Annotated in this window: 18 protein-coding genes and 5 tRNA genes; 18 read left to right on the top strand and 5 right to left on the bottom strand. The window is 55.1% G+C overall.

The genetic code is table 11. From position 1 onward, the window contains the following. Window positions 1–163 precede the first annotated feature (163 nt). The 18 genes from VW41_18795 (at window position 164) to VW41_18710 (ending at window position 13,864) form a co-directional block, all read left to right on the top strand. Window positions 164–859, top strand: a complete 696-nt coding sequence (locus tag VW41_18795; GenBank protein AJZ90908.1) for an ABC transporter — start codon at window positions 164–166, stop codon at window positions 857–859. Beyond that, the gene (locus tag VW41_18790) at window positions 856–1,740 is read left to right on the top strand and encodes an iron ABC transporter (protein AJZ90907.1); all 885 of its coding nucleotides are present in this window, start codon (window positions 856–858) and stop codon (window positions 1,738–1,740) included. The genes VW41_18795 and VW41_18790 overlap by 4 nt, the downstream gene beginning before the upstream one ends. Then, complete coding sequence (locus VW41_18785) at window positions 1,737–2,615, top strand: metal ABC transporter substrate-binding protein (protein AJZ90906.1); 879 nt, start codon at window positions 1,737–1,739, stop codon at window positions 2,613–2,615. Before VW41_18790 ends, VW41_18785 begins: the two co-directional genes overlap by 4 nt. Before the next feature lie 130 nt (window positions 2,616–2,745). Further along, a complete protein-coding gene (locus VW41_18780; protein AJZ90905.1) occupies window positions 2,746–3,255 on the top strand; it encodes a hypothetical protein in 510 nt (169 codons plus the stop codon). Between the two features lie 85 nt (window positions 3,256–3,340). Then, complete coding sequence (gene recA / locus VW41_18775; protein AJZ90904.1) at window positions 3,341–4,405, top strand: recombinase A; 1,065 nt, start codon at window positions 3,341–3,343, stop codon at window positions 4,403–4,405. Between the two features lie 74 nt (window positions 4,406–4,479). Continuing rightward, window positions 4,480–4,995, top strand: a complete 516-nt coding sequence (recX, locus tag VW41_18770) for a recombination regulator RecX (protein ID AJZ90903.1) — start codon at window positions 4,480–4,482, stop codon at window positions 4,993–4,995. A gap of 139 nt (window positions 4,996–5,134) precedes the next feature. Further along, window positions 5,135–7,762, top strand: a complete 2,628-nt coding sequence (locus VW41_18765) for an alanyl-tRNA synthetase (protein ID AJZ90902.1) — start codon at window positions 5,135–5,137, stop codon at window positions 7,760–7,762. 245 nt (window positions 7,763–8,007) lie between these two features. Further along, the gene (locus tag VW41_18760) at window positions 8,008–8,193 is read left to right on the top strand and encodes a carbon storage regulator (protein ID AJZ90901.1); all 186 of its coding nucleotides are present in this window, start codon (window positions 8,008–8,010) and stop codon (window positions 8,191–8,193) included. A 301-nt stretch (window positions 8,194–8,494) separates the two neighbouring features. Beyond that, window positions 8,495–8,587 (top strand) — tRNA-Ser (locus VW41_18755). A 4-nt stretch (window positions 8,588–8,591) separates the two neighbouring features. Next, window positions 8,592–8,668 (top strand) — tRNA-Arg (locus VW41_18750). Window positions 8,669–8,866: 198 nt separating this feature from the next. After that, window positions 8,867–8,943: transfer RNA gene (locus tag VW41_18745), tRNA-Arg, on the top strand. Window positions 8,944–9,141: 198 nt separating this feature from the next. Beyond that, a tRNA-Arg gene (locus tag VW41_18740) sits at window positions 9,142–9,218 on the top strand. A 198-nt stretch (window positions 9,219–9,416) separates the two neighbouring features. After that, window positions 9,417–9,493: transfer RNA gene (locus VW41_18735), tRNA-Arg, on the top strand. Between the two features lie 220 nt (window positions 9,494–9,713). Continuing rightward, on the top strand, window positions 9,714–10,280 hold the full coding sequence (locus VW41_18730) for a 6-phosphogluconate phosphatase (protein AJZ90900.1): 567 nt from the start codon (window positions 9,714–9,716) through the stop codon (window positions 10,278–10,280). Beyond that, window positions 10,277–10,705, top strand: coding sequence for a membrane protein (locus tag VW41_18725; GenBank protein ID AJZ90899.1), 429 nt, complete (start codon window positions 10,277–10,279; stop codon window positions 10,703–10,705). Before VW41_18730 ends, VW41_18725 begins: the two co-directional genes overlap by 4 nt. 76 nt (window positions 10,706–10,781) lie before the next feature. Further along, entirely contained in the window at window positions 10,782–12,338 is a 1,557-nt protein-coding gene (locus tag VW41_18720) for a glutamate--cysteine ligase (GenBank protein ID AJZ90898.1), read from the top strand. 156 nt (window positions 12,339–12,494) lie between these two features. Further along, entirely contained in the window at window positions 12,495–13,010 is a 516-nt protein-coding gene (locus VW41_18715; GenBank protein AJZ92023.1) for an S-ribosylhomocysteinase, read from the top strand. Between the two features lie 89 nt (window positions 13,011–13,099). Continuing rightward, window positions 13,100–13,864: an AraC family transcriptional regulator gene (locus VW41_18710; protein AJZ90897.1), complete on the top strand. Its 765-nt coding sequence runs from the start codon at window positions 13,100–13,102 to the stop codon at window positions 13,862–13,864. Here VW41_18710 and VW41_18705 read toward each other — a convergent pair. The 5 genes from VW41_18705 to VW41_18685 form a co-directional block, all read right to left on the bottom strand. After that, entirely contained in the window at window positions 13,861–15,522 is a 1,662-nt protein-coding gene (locus tag VW41_18705) for a 2-isopropylmalate synthase (protein AJZ90896.1), read from the bottom strand. The two genes, VW41_18710 and VW41_18705, sit on opposite strands and share 4 nt — an antisense overlap. Window positions 15,523–15,663: 141 nt before the next feature. Next, window positions 15,664–17,205: a multidrug resistance protein B gene (emrB, locus tag VW41_18700; protein ID AJZ90895.1), complete on the bottom strand. Its 1,542-nt coding sequence runs from the start codon at window positions 17,203–17,205 to the stop codon at window positions 15,664–15,666. Window positions 17,206–17,220: 15 nt separating this feature from the next. Further along, window positions 17,221–18,393: a multidrug transporter gene (locus VW41_18695; GenBank protein ID AJZ90894.1), complete on the bottom strand. Its 1,173-nt coding sequence runs from the start codon at window positions 18,391–18,393 to the stop codon at window positions 17,221–17,223. Between the two features lie 135 nt (window positions 18,394–18,528). Further along, window positions 18,529–19,059, bottom strand: coding sequence for a transcriptional repressor MprA (locus tag VW41_18690; GenBank protein ID AJZ90893.1), 531 nt, complete (start codon window positions 19,057–19,059; stop codon window positions 18,529–18,531). Window positions 19,060–19,504: 445 nt separating this feature from the next. Continuing rightward, entirely contained in the window at window positions 19,505–20,683 is a 1,179-nt protein-coding gene (locus VW41_18685; protein AJZ90892.1) for a transporter, read from the bottom strand. Window positions 20,684–20,767: the final 84 nt, after the last annotated feature.

Here is a 20,767-nt window from a genome sequence, read left to right as displayed (position 1 = left end):
ATCGGGTAGATTATGTTATGTTATAACGAAACAATATTGGTGCCGGTATGTCTGTTGTAGCTCCCTCTTCACTGTTTAGCCTTTCCGGGCTGCTTCGCGTGGCCCTTGTCGCGCTGCTGATCCTCGGCCTGTGGGGCGCCATTCACTGGGCGGTTATCCTGCCATGATCGAATTGCAGAATCTCGAGCTGGGCTATTACGGCAACGTGGTTGTGTCGGCCCTCAGCGGCCAGTTCCGGCGTGGCAGCATGACGGCGGTGATCGGGGCGAACGGCTGCGGTAAATCGACGCTGTTAAAAACTCTGGCCGGGCTGCTGCCTCCTATTTCCGGTAGCGTAAAGTTTCAGGACAATATGCGCCCGCGTATTGCCTGGCTGCCGCAGCTGGGAGAGATGGATCGGCAGTTTCCCGCCACGGTTTATGACGTAGTGTGCATGGGAAGCTGGCCGGGACGTGGGCTGTTTTCCGGTCTTCGTCGTCAGCACCGTGAGCGAGTGATGGAGGCGATTGAGCGCGTGGGTTTAAGTGAACACTACCTGCGACCGATTGATGTGCTTTCCGGGGGGCAGTTTCAGCGCATGCTATTTGCCCGTCTGCTGGTTCAGGATGCGCCGCTGGTACTGCTTGACGAACCGTTCACCGGGGTGGATGCGCAGACCAGCGAATTTTTAATGGAACTCATCTGCCAGATGCATCGGGATGGAAAGACGCTTATCAGCGTGCTGCATAACAACGAGCTGGTGCGCCGCCACTTTCCAGAGGTCTTGCTGCTCACGTCGGATGGCTACCAGTGGGGTAACGCCGACGAAGCCTTAGCGCAATACGCTTCCTTTCGCCCACGGCTGGTACAAACCGCATGATTTATCACCTTTTTATTGAGCCTTTTGTGGCTTACGGCTTTATGCGTCGCGCGCTGGTGGCCTGCCTTTCGCTTTCCCTCAGCACCGTTCCGTTGGGGATATTTTTGCTGCTGCGCCGCATGAGTCTGGTGGGGGATGCGCTTTCTCACGCTATTTTGCCCGGCGTTGCCGTGGGCTATCTGGTTGCCGGCATGTCGCTGGTGGCGATGGGTATCGGTGGGTTTGTGGCTGGCGTTCTGGTGGCCTTACTTTCCGGCTGGGTTAGCGCCCGGACGCCGTTAAAAGAAGATGCCAGCTTTGCCGGATTCTACCTTGGTTCGCTGGCGCTCGGCGTGACGCTGATTTCTTTGCGCGGTTCGAGCGTGGACCTCCTGCACCTGTTGTTTGGTTCGATTCTCGCCGTTGATGGCGAGGCCATTAAGTTTGTTGGACTCATTGCTAGCGTCACGCTGATAGCGCTTGCGCTTCTTTATCGTGGCCTGGTGCTGGAGTCGTTCGACCGCAGCTTTTTACAAGTGAATAACCGGCTGCTGCCGTCGCTGATCCACGGCACATTTTTGGCGCTGCTGGTGCTGAACCTCGTGGCTGGCTTCCAAATTCTTGGCACATTAATGTCCGTCGGCCTCATGATGCTGCCCGCCATTGCCGCGCGCTGCTGGGCTAAGACGCTGCCAGGATCGATTGCGCTTGCCGTAGTGTGTGGCCTGATTTGCGCCTGGTTAGGGCTGGTGTGGTCTTTCTACGCCTCCTTACCCGCCGGGCCGGCCATTGTGCTTACCGCGAGCGTAGCATTCTTTATCTCAATACTTTTCGGACCGCGCAGCGTGCTTGCAGGGAGCCTGCTGCGTCGGAAATTGGCAATCATGAAGGGGGTTAAATGAAACGTTTAGGGATAGGTATTGCGCTGGCTATGGCGCTCTCCAGCCAGATGGCTGCGGCGAAAACGCTGAATGTAGTGGCAAGTTTTACCGTGCTGGCTGACATGGCTAAACAGGTTGGCGGCGACCATGTCAAAGTTACCAGCCTGGTTGGGCCGGATGGTGACCCGCATAGCTTTGAACCATCGCCGAAAGACAGCGTCGCGTTGCGTAACGCGGATGTGGTGATTGTGAGCGGGCTCGGTATGGAAGGGTGGATGGATCGCCTGGTAACGGCGTCCGGCTACAAAGGCAAAGTTATCGTGGCTTCCCAGGGGATTAACACCCGCAGCATGGAAGAAGACGGTAAATCTATTACTGACCCACATGCGTGGAACAGTGCGGCAAACGGAGCGGTTTATGCGGAAAATATTACCGCGGCGCTGGCTGCTGCCGACCCGCAGGACGCGGCGGCGATCCGCAAAAGTGGCGATAGTTATGCTGCCCGCCTGAAGCAGCTCGATAGCTGGGCGAAAAAACGCTTCGCGGATGTGCCACAAACTAACCGTAAGGTACTGACCAGCCACGATGCGTTTGGTTACTTTGGTGAGGCTTATGGCGTCACGTTCCTGGCGCCGGTGGGCTTCTCCACGGAAGCTCAGGCCAGCGCCAGCGACGTTGCTTCTCTGATTAAACAGCTGAAAGATGAACACATCTCTACCTATTTCATCGAAAACCAGACCGACCCACGCCTGGTGAAGCAAATTGCCAGCGCGACCGGCGCTAAGCCCGGCGGTGAGCTGTATCCTGAGGCGCTTTCAGGCCCTGGCGGCCCGGCAAGCACCTATGAAAAGGCGTTCAAGCATAACGTGAACACCATCGCCGACAGCATGAAATAGCTTTTCTCCGGCCAGCGTTTGCTGGCCGTTCCACTTCTGGAAGCCTTCCCGAGTATCCCGATGTAATCCCCTGTAACGCCCGTAAAGTGCTATCGTGTTGGCTAATGATATGTCTACAATCGGAGCCAGCATGACAGACAGCGCATTGTTTAAGCTAAGCCAGCGGGTAGGGAATGCCCTTGGGCAGCTTGGGGCCACTGTGACCACCGCAGAATCCTGTACCGGCGGCTGGATTGCGAAAGTGATTACCGACGTTGCGGGCAGCTCTGCCTGGTTTGAGCGAGGCTTTGTGACCTACAGCAACGAAGCCAAACATCAGCTGATCGGCGTGAATGAATCCACGCTGGAAGCCTATGGTGCCGTCAGCAAAGGCGTGGTGCTTGAGATGGCACAAGGTGCCCTTGCCGCAGCGAAAGCGGACTATGCGGTTTCTGTCAGCGGTATCGCCGGGCCCGATGGCGGCACGCCTGAAAAACCGGTCGGTACAGTGTGGTTTGGTTTCGCCGATAGGCACGGCAGAACGCTGGCAAAAGTGCAGCGCTTTGACGGCGATCGCGATGCCGTTCGCCGCCAGGCCACGGAATTCGCGCTGCAGAGCCTGTGGGACGATTTTCTAAAAAATAAACTTGATACTGTATGACCATACAGTATAATTGCCTCAACGAAACAGTATTGAGAACGCGGGGTTGCGAATCATCGCATCGCTCAGCATGACAGGAGTAGAAATGGCTATCGACGAAAACAAACAGAAGGCGTTAGCGGCAGCACTGGGCCAGATTGAAAAGCAATTTGGTAAAGGCTCCATCATGCGCTTGGGTGAAGACCGTTCCATGGACGTGGAAACGATCTCTACCGGTTCACTTTCTCTGGATATCGCTCTGGGCGCAGGCGGTCTGCCAATGGGCCGTATCGTAGAAATCTACGGGCCTGAATCTTCCGGTAAAACGACGTTGACCCTGCAGGTCATTGCTGCCGCGCAGCGTGGCGGTAAAACCTGTGCGTTCATCGATGCCGAGCACGCGCTGGACCCGGTATATGCCAAAAAGCTAGGCGTTGATATCGACAACCTGCTGTGTTCCCAGCCGGACACCGGTGAGCAGGCGCTGGAAATCTGTGACGCGCTGGCACGTTCCGGTGCGGTTGATGTCATCATCGTTGACTCCGTTGCGGCGCTGACGCCGAAAGCAGAAATCGAAGGTGAAATCGGTGATTCTCATATGGGCCTTGCGGCGCGTATGATGAGCCAGGCTATGCGTAAGCTGGCGGGTAACCTGAAGCAGTCCAATACGCTGCTGATCTTCATCAACCAGATCCGTATGAAAATTGGCGTGATGTTCGGTAACCCGGAAACCACAACCGGTGGTAACGCGCTGAAATTCTATGCTTCTGTCCGCCTCGACATTCGTCGTATCGGTGCCGTGAAGGATGGCGAAAACGTCGTCGGTAGCGAAACCCGCGTGAAGGTGGTTAAAAACAAAATTGCCGCGCCATTTAAACAGGCCGAATTCCAGATCCTCTACGGCGAAGGTATCAACTTCTACGGTGAGCTGGTTGACCTGGGCGTGAAGCACAAGCTGATTGAAAAAGCGGGTGCCTGGTACAGCTACAACGGCGAAAAAATCGGTCAGGGCAAGGCAAACGCCAGCAACTTCCTGAAAGAGAACAAGCCGATGGCGGAAGAAATTGAGAAAAAACTGCGAGAAATGCTGCTGAATAACCAGGACAGCACGCCGGACTTTACGGTAGATGATCACGACGAAGACGCGGTCGAAACCAACGAAGACTTCTAAAATAATACAAAGGGCTGCTAATGCGGCCCTTTGTGTTTTCTCTCTTCCAATCTCTACTTTTGCCATACGACCTTATGTCCGACAACACCGCTTCCCCCCGCCGCAGTCCTTTTGCCCGCCTTCTGGATAAGGCGACCCGTATTCTTGCCATGCGTGACCACAGCGAACATGAGCTGCGCCGTAAGCTGGCGACGCCTTCTGCCTTTGCGGCAAAATTTGCTAAAGAGGATGAACCTGCGGTCACTCAGGAAGATATTGATAAAGTCATCGCCTGGTGTTACGAACATCGCTGGCTGGACGACGTTCAGTTTGCGTCACGCTTTATTGCCAGTCGTAGCCGGAAGGGTTACGGCCCCCAGCGTATTCGTCAGGAACTGAAGCAAAAGGGCATCGAACGTGCCATTGGTGAGTCAGCGATAATGGCCTGTGAAATTGACTGGCAGCCACTGGCGCGTGAACTGGCCGAACGCAAGTTTGGCACGCCGCTGCCAACAGAGTGGCAGGCGAAGGCGAAAGTGCAGCGTTTTCTTCTCTATCGTGGCTTCTTTATGGAAGACATTCAGGAGATCTGGCGAAATTTTGCTGATTAGGGCCACACTGGATTTTACTTCCCACGCCAGAAAACTTATCTTATTCCCACTTTTTTCCAGGTAAGCTGGCCTGAGCCGTCTGCGTTACGGCCGTCATGGCAGGTTTACAACTCTTCGTTAGCTTGATTCCAGGATAATTATGAGCAAGAGCACCGCTGAGATCCGTCAGGCGTTTCTCGATTTTTTCCATAGTAAAGGCCACCAGGTTGTAGCGAGTAGCTCCCTGGTACCGAACAACGATCCGACTTTGCTGTTTACCAATGCCGGGATGAACCAGTTCAAGGATGTTTTCCTGGGTCTCGACAAGCGTAATTATTCCCGCGCCACAACGTCTCAGCGTTGTGTCCGCGCAGGCGGCAAGCACAACGATCTGGAAAACGTCGGTTACACCGCGCGTCACCATACCTTCTTCGAGATGCTGGGTAACTTCAGCTTTGGCGACTATTTCAAACACGATGCGATTAACTTTGCCTGGGAACTACTGACCGGCGAAAACTGGTTTGCGCTGCCGAAAGAACGCCTGTGGGTGACCGTCTACGAAACCGATGACGAAGCCTATGAGATCTGGGAAAAAGAAGTGGGTGTGCCGCGCGAGCGCATTATTCGCATTGGCGACAACAAAGGCGCAGCCTTCGCATCCGATAACTTCTGGCAGATGGGTGATACCGGTCCTTGCGGCCCGTGCACCGAGATTTTCTACGATCACGGCGATCACATCTGGGGTGGTCCTCCGGGAAGCCCTGAAGAAGATGGCGATCGCTACATTGAGATCTGGAACATCGTGTTCATGCAGTTCAACCGTCAGATCGACGGTACCATGCTGCCGCTACCAAAACCTTCTGTAGATACCGGTATGGGTCTGGAGCGTATTGCGGCCGTACTGCAACACGTAAACTCCAACTACGATATCGATCTGTTCAAAAAGCTGATTCAGTCCGTTGCTGAAGTGACCGGGGCGACAGATCTGTCGAACAAATCCCTGCGCGTTATTGCGGACCATATCCGTTCATGTGCATTCCTGATTGCTGACGGCGTGACGCCTTCTAACGAAAACCGTGGTTATGTGCTGCGCCGTATCATTCGTCGCGCCATTCGTCACGGAAACATGCTGGGCGCGAAAGACACCTTCTTCTATAAGCTGGTTGGCCCGCTAGTCGACGTCATGGGTTCCGCTGGCGAAGAGCTGGCAAAGCAACAGGCGCTGGTTGAGCAGGTTCTGAAAACCGAAGAAGAGCAGTTTGCACGCACGCTGGAGCGTGGCCTGGCGCTGCTGGATGACGAACTGTCTAAGCTGAAGGGCGATACGCTGGATGGCGAAACCGCTTTCCGCCTGTATGACACCTACGGCTTCCCTGTAGATCTGACGGCTGACGTTTGCCGCGAGCGCAACATCAAAGTTGACGAAGCGGGCTTTGAAGCTGCAATGGAAGAGCAGCGCCGTCGCGCGCGCGAGTCCAGCGGTTTTGGCGCAGACTACAACAGCATGATCCGCGTGGATTCTGCTTCTGAATTTAAAGGCTACGACAGCCTCGACCTGAACGCGAAAGTGACCGCGCTGTTTGTTGACGGCAAATCCGTTGATCAGGTTACTGCCGGTCAGGATGCCGTCGTGGTGCTGAACGAAACGCCATTCTACGGTGAGTCCGGCGGCCAGGTTGGCGATAAAGGTGCTGTGAAAGGTCACGGCGTTGACTTCGCGGTTAACGACACTCAGAAATACGGCCAGGCAATCGGTCATCTTGGCAAGCTGGTTTCCGGCGTGCTGAAAGTGGGCGACAGCGTTGAAGCGAAAGTTGATGAAGCCCGTCGCGCGCGTATTCGCCTGAACCACTCCGCAACACACCTTCTGCATGCTGCGCTGCGCCAGGTGCTTGGCACCCACGTTGCACAGAAAGGCTCCCTGGTAAATGACAAAGGCCTGCGCTTCGACTTCTCTCATTTTGAAGCGATGAAGCCGGCTGAAATCCGCGCCGTAGAAGATATCGTTAACGCGCAAATTCGTCGTAACCTGCCTGTCGAGACCAACGTTATGGATCTTGAAGCGGCGAAAGCGAAGGGGGCAATGGCGCTGTTTGGCGAGAAATATGACGACCACGTACGTGTGCTGAGCATGGGTGATTTCTCCACCGAACTGTGTGGCGGCACTCACGCATCACGTACGGGCGATATCGGCCTGTTCCGCATCGTTGCGGAATCTGGTACCGCGGCTGGCGTGCGTCGTATTGAGGCCGTGACCGGCGAAGGCGCACTGGCCAATCTCCATGCGCAAAGCGACCAATTGCACGACATTGCTCAACTGCTGAAAGGCGATAGCCAGAACCTGAACGAGAAGGTCCGTTCGGTTCTTGAACGTACCCGCCAGTTGGAAAAAGAGCTGCAGCAGTTGAAAGAACAGCAGGCTTCGCAGGAGAGCGCAAATCTCTCCAGCAAAGCGGTTGAAGTAAAAGGCGTTAAATTACTGGTAAGCGAGCTGAGCAACGTCGAGCCTAAGATGTTGCGCACCATGGTCGATGACCTGAAAAATCAGCTTGGCTCCGCCGTGATTGTTCTGGCCACCGTGGCAGAAGGGAAAGTGTCTCTGATTGCTGGTGTCTCCAAAGATGTGACCGACCGCGTTAAGGCGGGGGAACTGGTGGGGATGGTTGCACAGCAGGTTGGCGGCAAAGGGGGCGGTCGTCCTGATATGGCTCAGGCCGGTGGTACAGATGCGGCGGCATTGCCGGGCGCACTGGCCGGTGTTGAAGCCTGGGTTACGGCAAAACTCTGAAAATAACTAAAAGTGTATTGCGCCATAACTGTTCTCAGTTATGGCGTACTAACATTTACACACTATCAATAATGATAAAGTCAGGTTGAAGTTGTGTATATCGGCTAAACTTAGATATAACAGAGTGTAATGCTATGACAGAGTCCGTTTTATCTATTTGTCATCCGCTACATTTTCGCGTTATATGATGGATAATGCCGGGATACAGAGAGACCCGACTCTTTTAATCTTTCAAGGAGCAAAGAATGTTAATTCTGACTCGTCGAGTTGGTGAGACCCTTATGATTGGGGATGAGGTGACCGTGACTGTACTTGGGGTGAAAGGCAACCAGGTCCGTATTGGTGTTAACGCCCCGAAAGAAGTCTCTGTACACCGCGAAGAGATCTACCAACGTATCCAGGCTGAAAAATCCCAACAAACGAATTTCTAAAAATATCGCGCCTCGCTGAGGAACAGCGAGGTGCACCTCTTCTTCCTGTTGTTCCCTTTCGCTCCCTTGTTAACACCATTTTGCTTCGCTTACCTGCGGGATGTTTCTGCGCGCTTATTACCGTTTGCCTGTTGATAAAACACTCTTTTTGTCTCCAAATTACCCTAATCGAGCGTGATTTGTGCAATCGATAGCGAGTAGGGAAAAATTGTTTGACTTATAAGTCCCAGAAAGTAATATGTGCGCCACGCAGCGACGAGAAGCTTTAACGAGTAACTCGAAGCACTCGAAAGAGGCGTGTGGTGAGGTGGCCGAGAGGCTGAAGGCGCTCCCCTGCTAAGGGAGTATGCGGTCAAAAGCTGCATCCGGGGTTCGAATCCCCGCCTCACCGCCATTTTGCATCCGTAGCTCAGCTGGATAGAGTACTCGGCTACGAACCGAGCGGTCGGAGGTTCGAATCCTCCCGGATGCACCATTTTCTCCCGCATCATTAGTGATGACGGTGTGACAGAGAAAGTTAATCTCTCTGCCAGCGCCAGGGAGGATAACGTTGCTTCAGCAACGGCCCTCTAGGGCGAGCAAACGGCGAGTAATCCTCCCGGATGCACCATCTTCATCAGTGTTGCGGCATGATGAGCGACATTGAGTCAGTAGTAAAAGCAGTAATCCCGATGCATCCGTAGCTCAGCTGGATAGAGTACTCGGCTACGAACCGAGCGGTCGGAGGTTCGAATCCTCCCGGATGCACCATCTTCTCCCGCATCATTAGCGATGACGGTGTGACAGAGAAAGTTAATCTCTCTGCCAGCGCCAGGGAGGATAACGTTGCTTCAGCAACGGCCCTCTAGGGCAAGCAAACGGCGAGTCATCCTCCCGGATGCACCATCTTCATCAGTGTTGCGGCATGATGAGCGACATTGAGTCAGCAGTAAAAGCAGTAATCCCGATGCATCCGTAGCTCAGCTGGATAGAGTACTCGGCTACGAACCGAGCGGTCGGAGGTTCGAATCCTCCCGGATGCACCATCTTCTCCCGCATCATTAGCGATGACGGTGTGACAGAGAAAGTTAATCTCTCTGCCAGCGCCAGGGAGGATAACGTTGCTTCAGCAGCGGCCCTCTAGGGCAAGCAAACGGCGAGTCATCCTCCCGGATGCACCATCTTCATCAGTGTTGCGGCATGATGAGCGACATTGAGTCAGCAGTAAAAGCAGTAATCCCGATGCATCCGTAGCTCAGCTGGATAGAGTACTCGGCTACGAACCGAGCGGTCGGAGGTTCGAATCCTCCCGGATGCACCATATTTTCCCGCATCATTAGCGATGACGGTGTGACAGAGAAAGTTAATTTCTCCGTAAGCATTAAATTCCCCCCAATACGTCATTTAAACTTCCCTATCACGAACATACCGTTTAGGTTTTCATACCCCTTTTTCGCAATATCCTCTCAGGCCACAGACAGCGACAATTTCAGCCGTTTACGCTAAAGTAACGCCTCGACATTCAGTGAAGTGAGGGTGAGATGTACGATCGCTATGACGGTTTAATCTTTGATATGGACGGCACGATCCTCGATACGGAGCCGACTCACCGTAAAGCCTGGCACGAAACCCTTGGCCGCTATGGCATGAGCTTCGACGAGCAGGCGATGGTTGCCCTGAACGGCGCGCCAAGCTGGAAAATTGCTGCGGCGATCATTGAAAGCCACAATGCCGACCTCGATCCCCACAGCCTCGCGGCCGAAAAAACCGTTGCCGTGCGTGCAATGCTGCTTGATACCGTGCGCCCGCTGCCGCTGATTGAGGTAGTTAAAGCCTGGCATGGTCGCCGCCCGATGTCGGTCGGCACCGGTAGTGAAAGCGATATTGCAGAAGCGCTGCTTAAACATCTTGGCCTGCGTCAGTATTTTGCTGCGGTAGTGGCAGCAGATCATGTTAAACACCATAAGCCTGCACCTGATACCTTCTTACGCTGCGCTGAACTGATGGGCGTAGCACCGGAGAAATGTATTGTGTTTGAAGATGCCGATTTTGGCCTTCAGGCGGCGCGTAGTGCGGGAATGGATGCGGTGGACGTGCGCTTACTGTGAGCGACGCGCTATCGCTCCTTTCATTGTTCACCAGCAGTTTTTTGAGCGCGACGCTACTGCCGGGCAGCTCGGAAGCGGTGCTTGTGGCGCTTCTGGTCGCCGGTAGCGGTCCGGTATCGGTTCTTGTGATAATAGCAACAATCGGTAATAGCCTTGGCGGTATGACTAACGTTATTCTGGGGCGCTTTTTCCCGCAGCGTATACAATCGCGCTGGCAGGGGAAAGCGACCGACTGGTTGACTCGTTTTGGCCCAGCGACGTTATTACTGAGCTGGATGCCGCTGATAGGCGATCTGTTGTGCCTGCTGGCCGGGTGGTTACGCCTGAGCTGGGGGCCGGTGATATTCTTTTTATGCCTTGGTAAAGCGCTACGCTACATCGTTGTCGCGGCTGCAACGGTACAAGGCATGGCGTGGTGGCACTAATTGCGTGGGATGAATCTTCATCACCGGCGAAAACAATTATGCTTATTAAAATAAATTCGACAGGCGGGAGGTCAATTTGATCCCGGACGTATCACAGGCTTTGGCCTGGCTGGAAAAACACCCTGAAGCAGTAAAAGGCATTTGCCGTGGTCTTGAGCGTGAAACGCTGCGCGTGACGCCAGAAGGCGATTTAGCCACCACCGGGCATCCTGAAAGCCTTGGCTCAGCGTTTACGCATAAATGGATTACCACGGACTTCGCCGAAGCCCTCCTGGAATTTATTACTCCGGTTGATGGTGACATTGACCATATGCTGACCTTCCTGCGCGACATTCATCGCCATACGGCGCGTGAGCTGGGCGAGGAACGTATGTGGCCGCTGAGTATGCCGTGCTACATCGACGACGGTCAGAACATTGAGCTGGCGCAGTATGGCTCCTCTAACGCGGGCCGCTTTAAAACGCTGTACCGCGAAGGGTTGAAAAACCGCTATGGCGCGCTGATGCAAACCATCTCCGGCGTGCATTACAACTTCTCCCTGCCGATGGCTTTCTGGCAGGCAAAGTGTGGCGTACAGGACGCAGAAAGTGGTAAAGAGGCCATTTCTGCCGGCTACTTCCGCCTGATCCGCAACTATTACCGCTTTGGTTGGGTAATCCCTTACCTGTTCGGCGCTTCTCCGGCTATCTGCTCTTCATTCCTGCAGGGTAAAGAGAGCGCGCTGCCGTTTGAGAAAACTGAATGCGGCATGTATTACTTGCCGTATGCGACTTCATTGCGCTTGAGTGACCTGGGTTACACCAATAAGTCACAGAGCAACCTTGGCATCACCTTCAACGATCTGAACACCTATGTCGATGCGCTGAAGCGGGCGATTAAAACCCCGTCAGAAGAGTACGCTAAGATTGGTTTGATGAAGGATGGGAAGCACCTGCAGCTCAACACCAACGTGCTGCAAATTGAAAATGAACTCTATGCGCCAATTCGCCCAAAACGCGTGACGCGTGATGGAGAATCGCCGTCAGATGCGCTGCTGCGCGGCGGCATTGAGTATATCGAAGTGCGTTCGCTGGATATTAACCCGTTCTCGCCGATTGGCGTGGATGAGCAGCAGGTTCGGTTCCTCGACCTGTTTATGATTTGGTGCGTGCTGGCCGATGCGCCGGAGATGAGTAGTGATGAGCTGCTGTGCACCCGCACCAACTGGAATCGCGTGATTCTGGAAGGGCGGAAGCCTGGGCTTACCCTTGGTATTGGCTGTGAAACGGCTCAGCATCCGCTGTCGAAAGTGGGTAAAGATCTGTTCGCCGACCTGCGCCGCGTGGCGGAAACGCTCGACGGCATGACCAACAGCCAGGAATATCAGCAGGTTTGCGACCAGCTGGTTGCCAGCTTTGAAGATCCAGAATTGACGTATTCAGCACGTATTTTACGTTCTATGATTGATAACGGGATTGGCGGCACCGGCCTGGCGCTGGCTGAACAATACCGTCAGATGCTGATTCAGGAGCCGTTGGAAATTTTAACTGCGGATGCCCTGCAGAAAGAACATGATGCTTCATGGCAGCGTCAGCGGGATATTGAGGCGGCGGATACGGAGTCGTTTGATAGCTGGCTGGCGAAGAAGGCCTGACAGAAAAGAAAATGGCCACATACTTGTGGCCAAATATTCATCTCTGAATAACAGGGATGATGATAACAAATGCGCGTCTTTCATATACTCAGACTCGCGTGCGTAAAAATAGTTTCAATTATTTTTAAAAAAAATCATTTTATCGGAGGTGACCAGATGCCGTTGTTGGATAGCTTCACAGTCGACCATACTCGTATGGGTGCGCCTGCAGTCCGTGTAGCCAAAACTATGCACACGCCACACGGTGACACCATTACGGTGTTTGACCTGCGCTTTTGTGTCCCAAACAAGGAAGTGATGCCGGAAAAAGGGATCCATACTCTGGAGCACCTGTTTGCCGGTTTTATGCGTGACCACCTGAACGGGAATGGGGTAGAGATCATCGACATCTCCCCAATGGGCTGCCGCACCGGGTTCTATATGAGCCTGATCGGCGTACCGGCAGAGCAGCGCGTGGCGGATGCCTGGAAAGCGGCGATGCAGGACGTGCTGAAAGTGAAAGAGCAGAACCAGATCCCTGAGCTGAACGTTTACCAGTGCGGGACTTATCAGATGCACTCTCTGCAAGAAGCGCAGGATATCGCGCGTCACATCATCGAGCATGGCGTCAGCGTCAACAGCAATGATGAGCTGGCTCTGCCGAAAGAGAAGCTGCAGGAGCTGCACATCTAGTTTTGTGCCAGCGGTAAAAAGGAGCCAGGAGGCTCCTTTTTTTACGCCTGCGGTATGCTATCTTCATCTTTTTGCTCACGAAATAAACTATGTCCACCAGCCTGAAGTTCAGTTTTGCCACGCGGCCGCTGGTTCCTTTCGCCCATGATTACAGCCATGGCGCGTCGGAGCCCTGGCACAGTCACGACTGCGCGCAGCTGCTGCATACGCTGAGTGGAGTGGTACGAGTCGAAACCGGGCAGGGGATTTGGGTTGTTCCGCCGGGGCGCGGCGTCTGGTTGCCCGCTGGTACGCAGCACCGTCTGCAAATTACCGGGCACGTAGCGGCCCGCACGTTGTTTATCGATCCGTTTGCCCGGGCAGACTTACCCTCGGTGTGTCAGGTTGTGCAGATATCCCCCTTACTGCGCGAGCTGATTATCACCTCGCTCCAGCTGCCGGAGGCGTACCCGGCGGGAAGCCGGGCGGAGCGAATTTACGAGCTGATCCTCGATGAAATTCGGGGTATCGCCGCGCTGCCGTTTAATCTGCCTGAGCCACAGTCTCCAGGACTACTGGCTTTATGTCGCCAGATTCAGGCGGAGCCCGGTAAGTTGTGGACAAACGCCCTTGCTGCGGAAAAGCTTAACGTGAGTGAGAGAACGCTGCTCCGCCATTTTCGCCAGCAAACGGGCCTGGCGTTTAGCGAATGGCTGCGCAGGGCAAGGCTGATGGAGGCGCTCGATCGCCTTGCCCAGGGGCAGTCCGTGCTGCGCGTGGCGCTGGATCTCGGGTACGAAAGCCACAGCGCCTTCAGCGCCATGTTTCGACGAACGCTCGGCGTTTCACCGAGCGAATATTTCTACTCCGATTAACCCGCAGGCAGTGCGTTTAACAGCGCCTGTAGCGAAGCGCGTGAGACGTCGTTATCAATGCCGGTTCCCCAGTGGCTTATGCCCTGCCTGAAGGTGCAGCGGATATAGGCCGCTGAGCGGCTTTCGCTGTGCCTGCCGAGTGTATGCTCATGATAATCCTCAATAGAAAACGCCAGGTTAAAACGAGATTTGAGCGCATCGGCCGCGGCTGAAAGCAAACCGTTACCTTTGCCCTGCAGGGCAATGATACCGTCCTGCGTTTGCACGCGAGCCCACAGCTGGAGAGATCCGTCGGCCTGGCTCTCCGTCCGGTAATCCAGCAGCTGGCGTGGGGCAGTTTGATGTGGGCCATAAAGTGTGCGGAACAGCTGCCACAGGGCGCTCAGCGTCATCTCGTTGCCATCCCTGTCGGTCTGAGTCTGCACATGGCGGCTAAAGTCTTGCTGTAAGCCGCGGGGTAGCACCAGGCCGTGATTTTGCTCCAGCATCCAGGCAGCCCCGCTTTTTCCGGACTGGCTGTTGACGCGGATCACGGCTTCATAGCTGCAGCCAATATCGTTCGGATCAACGGGAAGATAGGGCATCTCCCACAGCGTTGAGTCGGACTCACCCCGCGCGGAAAAACCTTTCTTAATGGCATCCTGATGTGACCCGGAAAAAGCGGTAAAAGCGAGCTTCCCGGCATAAGGATGGCGCGGATGCACCGGTAATTGATTGCATTGCTCGACCAGCTCTACCACTTGCTTTATATCGCTGAAATCCAGCTGCGGGGAAATCCCCTGGCTATAAAGGTTCATTGCCAGAGTGACCAGGCAGACGTTCCCGGTGCGCTCCCCGTTTCCAAACAGGCAGCCTTCAACCCGATCTGCCCCGGCAAGTATCGCGAGTTCAGCGCTGGCCACGCCGCTGCCGCGATCGTTGTGTGGATGCACGCTGATACACACCGCATTGCGGCGGGAAAAGTGGCGGCAGAAATACTCAATCTGATCGGCATAGACGTTGGGGGTGTTCACCTCAACGGTCGCGGGCAGGTTGATAATCATTGGCCGTTCGGGAGAGGGTTCCCAGACGTCCGCCACCGCCTCACAAATTTGCAGGGCAAACTCAGGCTCGGTAAAGCAAAAGGTTTCCGGAGAGTATTCATAGCGCCAGCGCGTCTGCGGGTTAGCCTCACACAGCGCTCGTACCTGGCGAGTGGCGGTGACCGCCAGTTGAACGATCTCTTCTTTACTCTGGCGGAATACCAGCCTGCGGAATAGCGGGGCGGTGGCGTTATACAAGTGCACCGTGGCGCTGTGCGCCCCAGCCAGAGACGCAAAGGTGCGTTCAATCAGATCGCTGCGCGCTTGGGTCAGGACCTGAATGCTGACATCTTCAGGAATACGATTTTCTTCAATCAATTGTCGCACAAACTGAAAGTCGGTCTCTGAGGCGGCAGGGAAGGCGACCTCAATCTCTTTGAAGCCGCACTTCAGCAGCAAATCCCAGAAGCGCAGCTTGCGTGCCGCATCCATGGGTTCGGCCAGGGCCTGATTGCCGTCGCGCAGATCGGTGGAAAGCCAGCGTGGGGCCTGGGTCAGGGTTTTATTCGGCCACTGGCGGTCGGGTAACTGAATCGGCGCATGGGCGAGGTATTTTTGCGATGGGTTGGTCAGCATCAGGATTCTCCGGGTCGTGTGGTGCATTTATCCTGGCGAATAATCTTTGCCGGGGCTGGCGCAAAGCTGACAACCTGTGTGGCGAAACCGCCAGGCTCAGGCAAAGAAAAAGGAGCCCGAAGGCTCCCTTAGTAACAAATATCAGTGCGCGCCGCCGCCGCCGCCGCCGCCCGCCCCGAAAGGCGGTTTGGCAAACCACACCAGCCCAAGCAGCAGAATAAACACCCCCGCCGAGAACCAGAAAATCTCGTTAGCGGAGATGATAAGCCCCTGGTTGGTGATCTGCTGGGCGATGTAGCCGGAAGCCTGCTGCTGCGACATACCTAAGCCCTGAAGCTGGTTATAGGTTTCAACCGAGTTCGGGTTAAACGGCGTGACAGACTCCGTGAGCTGCGCATGGTGCAGCGACTCGCGGTTCGTCCACAGCGTGGTGGTTATCGAAGTACCAATCGAACCCGCCAGCGTACGGGTAAAGTTCGACAGACTCGACGCCGCAGCAAGGCGCTCCGGCGGCAGACCAGACAGCGTAATTGTGGTGAGCGGCATGAAGAAGCACGCCACCGCAAAGCCCTGAATAAACTGCGGCCAGGCCGAGGCGGCAAAGTCCATCCCCGGCTCAAAGGTATACGCGCGCCAGTAGAAGCACACCGCATACATAATGAAGCTGAAGGTCACCAGGCGGCGCATATCGAGCTTGTGCGCGAAGCGGCCGATAATCGGCGACAGCAGCACCGGGATTATCCCGACAGGCGCAGACGCAAGCCCGGCCCAGGTCGCGGTGTAGCCATACACTTCCTGCAACAGCTGCGGCAGTAGCACAATCGCGCCGAAATAGAGCATGTAGGCGAGACTGATACACAGGCAGCCGATGGTAAAGTTTCGCGACTTAAACAGCGACAGGTCGACTATCGGGTTGTCGTCGGTGAGTTCCCACACAATCAGGAAGCTGATGGTGACCACTGCTATCACCGTCAACACGATGATTTCCGTCGAGTTAAACCAGTCCAATTCTTTGCCCCGGTCGAGCATGATCTGCAGGCTGCCGATCCCCAGCACCAACAAGGCCAGCCCCACGCCATCAATGCGTCGCTGCTCGGTACGGGTTTCGCGGCCTCGCAGGGCTTGCAGGCTCATCAGCACCACGACAATGCCAATTGGCACGTTGATGAAGAAGATCCAACCCCAATGATAGTTGTCGCTAATATAGCCGCCCAGAATTGGGCCACAAATCGGTGCCACGATAACCGTCATCGACCACAGCGCCAGCGCAATGCTGCGCTTGGCGGGAGGGTAGTTGCTCAGCAACAGACTCTGCGACAGCGGGATCAGCGGTCCGGCAACGATCCCCTGGATAACGCGGAAGAAGATCAGCATCGTCAGGCTGTTCGACATGCCGCACGCCCAGGAAGCGATAGCAAACAGCACGGTCGACCACAGGAACAGCCTCACTTCCCCGAAGCGTTTGGCCAGCCAGCCGGTTATCGGGATCGAGATGGCGTTAGCCACCCCGAATGAGGTGATCACCCACGTCCCCTGACTCAGGGATGAGCCCAGATTACCGGCAATGGTCGGAATGGCCACGTTAGCGATGGTGGAGTCCAGCACCTGCATAAAGGTCGCCAGCGACAGCGCGATGGTCATGATGACCAGTTGGGCGCCTTCTAGCGGTTTTTGTTGTGCCATACACCCTCCGCTTGATTAACCCGCATTGGCCTGAATAATCTGGTCAATAAGCTGGTTAGCCGGCGTTAGATTCAGCTCGCGGGCGTTACTTTCGTAAACCGGCGTGGTGCGGGTCTGGGATGACAGTACGCTCCCGTCGCGGTTGCTGGTATCCACGTTCACCAGAGTGGATAGCCCGATACGCAGCGGGTGCTGTTCAACCTGTTTGGCGTCCAGTTCGATACGAACCGGCAGGCGCTGAACGACTTTGATCCAGTTCCCGGTGGCGTTCTGCGCAGGCAGCAGCGAGAAGGCGCTGCCGGTGCCCATATCCAGGCCGACAACTTTCCCGGTGTATTTCACGTCGTCGCCGTAGATGTCGCTGACGATGGTTGCCGACTGGCCAATACGCATATGCGCCAGCTGGGTTTCTTTAAAGTTAGCGTCAACCCACATACCGCTGGCCGGCACGATAGCCATCAGAGGCGTAGATGGGCTGATTTGTGCGCCAACCTGAACGGCACGGCGAGAGACGTAGCCGGTCATTGGGCTGACGATGGTGGTGCGTTGGAGAGCCATCCAGCTGTTACGTACTTCGGTCGCCGCCTGTTGAACCGCAGGCTGCTCTTCCAGTTTGGTACCGAGGATCATCGCCTGGTTGGCGTTGTATTGCTGCACGGCCACGTCTAACTGCGCCTGAGCGCTGGTGACGGCATCACGGGCGTGTTGCAGTTCTTCGCGACCAATCAGGTTGGCGCTGCCCAGCGGAATACGGCGATTCAGGTCGCTTTGTGCCTGCGCCAGAGCGGTTTTCTGCAGTTCGATATTGGCCTGGTACTGCTTGCTGTTGATCATCAGCTGGCGAGTCTGCCGCACGCTGGAGGCCAGCTGGGTTTTGGCCTTCTCGAACGCCTGCTCGGCGTCGGCACGATCGAGGCTGACCAGAACATCACCCTGTTTTACGAAATCGGTATTGTCTGCCCAGACTTTGGTGACGCTCCCGGAGACCTGGGCCATGATCTGCACCTGGTTTCCTGCCACATAAGCATCATCGGTCTCTTCAAAGTGACGCAGCACTAAAAACCAATAGATTCCATATGCCACAGCAATAATGACAAAGAGCAAGGTCAACAAGATCAGGGCGCTTTTACGTTTCCCCTTCTTGTTAGCCGGTTGCTGCGGGGCTTGAGTCTCCGCATTTGCGCTCATGCTAATCTCCACCTGGTTATTATTATTTCCGGTCAGCTGAGCCGACCTGTTAGACCTGACAGGCCAGCAAGGAGATTGCTGGCCTGAAAGTAGTTTTGAAATCGGATTGTTGTCAGACGTACAGACGGTGAAAGCTTAGCTCAGAGCTTCAAGGATCACTTTATCCTCTTCCATCTGGTCGAGACGGTTGAGCAGCTTACGGGTGATTGTTTCCAGCTGTGTTTTCTCATCTGCATCCAGCGCAGACCACAGTTGATGCAGGCAGTTATGCTGCGGTGGCAGCACCTGACTCAGGAATTCTTGACCTTTTTCGGTCAAATGCAGATGCAGACAGCGGCGGTCGTTATCGCTTTCACGGCGCTCAATCCAGCCGCGTTTTTCAAGCTCATCGGCAATGCGCGTGGCGTTGGTGCGGGATGAGCCCAGCGCGCAGCTCAGCTCGGAAGGCTGAATGCTGTGATTTTCCTGGGACTCAAGGGTAATGAGTGCCATGAATAAGGTCTCGTTGATCCCCTGCGCTTTCAGCATCTTATTGCGGTTTTCCAGCAGTTTACCCTGCATGTGCATACAAAGACGCGTCAACAGAACCTCCTGGTACGGGAACTCCTGGTAACGTTTGGCGCGGAACTTCAGCATTTGTTCTATGGGCGTGAACGAACTATCCATTTTGGCATAACCTCATTAGTTGCAGCCGATATAGTAACGATGGTGACAAATAAAGTAAATGCATTATTTATACGTTTATATACGTTTATATACGTTTGTTTGATGCCACCATCGGCGTAAACCACGCTAAGCCGTAGCCCAGAGCGCTCAGTAGCGTGGGGAGAGAAAATGGGTTTCGAGTGGTATAACGGCGTTTAACGGCATCGAAGCCGGAGGCTTGAAGCCTTGAGGACAGGAGAAATGGCGATGGAAAAGCTGCTTTCAGGCTGAGTAACAATGCCGCCCGGTGGCGGTTGTCGGCTGAAACAGTTGCGGGTCTATCCATATAGGGTGTTAATAAATAACCTGCGTTAATGTCACTCGAATTAGTAAACGGGGACAACCTTAACAGACTGTCCCCGCCATTACATCTTCAATTTCCCTTCCGGGGAGCGACGATATCGCGCTAATCAGCCTGCCGCTGGTATCCGCGCCACCACACTACCAAATTTAGTAGGGCGACGCTGGCGCCGGCAATGCACACCCCATTCCAGCCAGCATGTTGGTAAGCGCTCGCTGAAATTAGAGAGCCCGCTGCGCCGCCAATGAAGTAGCTGGTCATGTATCCGGCGGTCAGTCGGTTACGGGCTTCCGGCATCATGCGGTATATCAGACTCTGGTTGGTGATATGGACACCCTGGACGGTCAGGTCCAGCACCAGAATACCCACAATCAGGGCTATGGCTGAGAACTGACCAAAAGCGATAGCGACCCAGGAAAGCAGCAACAGCAGCAGGCCAATGGTGGTGGTGTGGTGCCCTTTGCCCTTATCCACTAACCCACCTGCGGGGCGAGCCCCGAGTGCGCCAGCGGCACCTGCAAGGCCGAACAGGCCGATAACCCCTTCGGAATAGTTAAACGGCGGTGAGGCCAGCAGGAACGCCATTGACGTCCAAAGAATGCTGAAGTTGGCGAAAGTCAGGCAGCCCAGCAGGGCGCGGGTGCGCAGCAGGCTGTTTTTAATAAACAGGCTGAAGATAGAGGTCAGCAGCTGCGGGTAGTTGAGGTGGCTGTCCTGTTTCACCTGCGGTAACCCGCGCCACAGGGCCAGCGCCATTAGCGCCATCAGCACGCTGGCAACCCAATAAACAGTGCGCCAGCCGCCGAGACTTGCGAGCAAACCGGCGACGGTACGCGCCAGCAGGATCCCAAGCAACAGCCCGCTCATGATAGTCCCGACAACCTTGCCACGTTTTTCCGGCGCCGCGAGCGTCGCGGCAAATGGCACAAGAATTTGCGCCACCACGGAGAAGAGCCCGGTCAGCGCGGTGCCCAGAATCATCATCCACAGGGACTGGCTGGTGGCGGTGATCAGCATCCCACCTGCCGCCAGCAGCGTCATAAAGACGATCAGCCCCCGGCGCTCGAACATATCCCCAAGAGGAACCAGCAGTAAAAGTCCCGCCGCGTAGCCGAGTTGTGCCGTAGTAACGATAAAACCGGCCTGATTCACCGAGAGAGAAAAGGCGTTTGCGATGGTATCGAGCAGCGGTTGCGCATAGTAGTTGCTGGCAACCGCGAGGCCGGTTGCAACAGACATCAGGCCGATCAGCGCCGGGCTGAGTCCGTGAGTATTGTTTTTCATTATTATCTTCAACTTGCCAAAGAGAGGTCTGAATAATAGCGAAAAATAATGACAGCTGAAGAGGAGGCGGGTGTCGGATTGTGC

Origin of the sequence: Klebsiella michiganensis (assembly GCA_000963575.1) — a bacterium.
Taxonomy (GTDB): domain Bacteria; phylum Pseudomonadota; class Gammaproteobacteria; order Enterobacterales; family Enterobacteriaceae; genus Cedecea; species Cedecea michiganensis_A.
Note: the sequence above shows the minus strand (reverse complement) of the source record. Positions and strands in the feature narration are given on the sequence as shown.

What these genes read in the sequence shown, in the direction of transcription:
- VW41_18730 (AJZ90900.1), top strand. Translation starts at nt 9,714, where the DNA reads ATGTACGATCGCTATGACGGTTTAATCTTTGATATGGACGGCACGATC.
- VW41_18705 (AJZ90896.1), bottom strand. Translation starts at nt 15,522, where the DNA reads ATGCTGACCAACCCATCGCAAAAATACCTCGCCCATGCGCCGATTCAG.
- recA (AJZ90904.1), top strand. Translation starts at nt 3,341, where the DNA reads ATGGCTATCGACGAAAACAAACAGAAGGCGTTAGCGGCAGCACTGGGC.
- VW41_18690 (AJZ90893.1), bottom strand. Translation starts at nt 19,059, where the DNA reads ATGGATAGTTCGTTCACGCCCATAGAACAAATGCTGAAGTTCCGCGCC.
- VW41_18765 (AJZ90902.1), top strand. Translation starts at nt 5,135, where the DNA reads ATGAGCAAGAGCACCGCTGAGATCCGTCAGGCGTTTCTCGATTTTTTC.
- VW41_18780 (AJZ90905.1), top strand. Translation starts at nt 2,746, where the DNA reads ATGACAGACAGCGCATTGTTTAAGCTAAGCCAGCGGGTAGGGAATGCC.
- VW41_18685 (AJZ90892.1), bottom strand. Translation starts at nt 20,683, where the DNA reads ATGAAAAACAATACTCACGGACTCAGCCCGGCGCTGATCGGCCTGATG.
- VW41_18795 (AJZ90908.1), top strand. Translation starts at nt 164, where the DNA reads ATGATCGAATTGCAGAATCTCGAGCTGGGCTATTACGGCAACGTGGTT.
- VW41_18790 (AJZ90907.1), top strand. Translation starts at nt 856, where the DNA reads ATGATTTATCACCTTTTTATTGAGCCTTTTGTGGCTTACGGCTTTATG.
- VW41_18710 (AJZ90897.1), top strand. Translation starts at nt 13,100, where the DNA reads ATGTCCACCAGCCTGAAGTTCAGTTTTGCCACGCGGCCGCTGGTTCCT.
- VW41_18760 (AJZ90901.1), top strand. Translation starts at nt 8,008, where the DNA reads ATGTTAATTCTGACTCGTCGAGTTGGTGAGACCCTTATGATTGGGGAT.
- VW41_18715 (AJZ92023.1), top strand. Translation starts at nt 12,495, where the DNA reads ATGCCGTTGTTGGATAGCTTCACAGTCGACCATACTCGTATGGGTGCG.
- VW41_18695 (AJZ90894.1), bottom strand. Translation starts at nt 18,393, where the DNA reads ATGAGCGCAAATGCGGAGACTCAAGCCCCGCAGCAACCGGCTAACAAG.
- emrB (AJZ90895.1), bottom strand. Translation starts at nt 17,205, where the DNA reads ATGGCACAACAAAAACCGCTAGAAGGCGCCCAACTGGTCATCATGACC.
- recX (AJZ90903.1), top strand. Translation starts at nt 4,480, where the DNA reads ATGTCCGACAACACCGCTTCCCCCCGCCGCAGTCCTTTTGCCCGCCTT.
- VW41_18785 (AJZ90906.1), top strand. Translation starts at nt 1,737, where the DNA reads ATGAAACGTTTAGGGATAGGTATTGCGCTGGCTATGGCGCTCTCCAGC.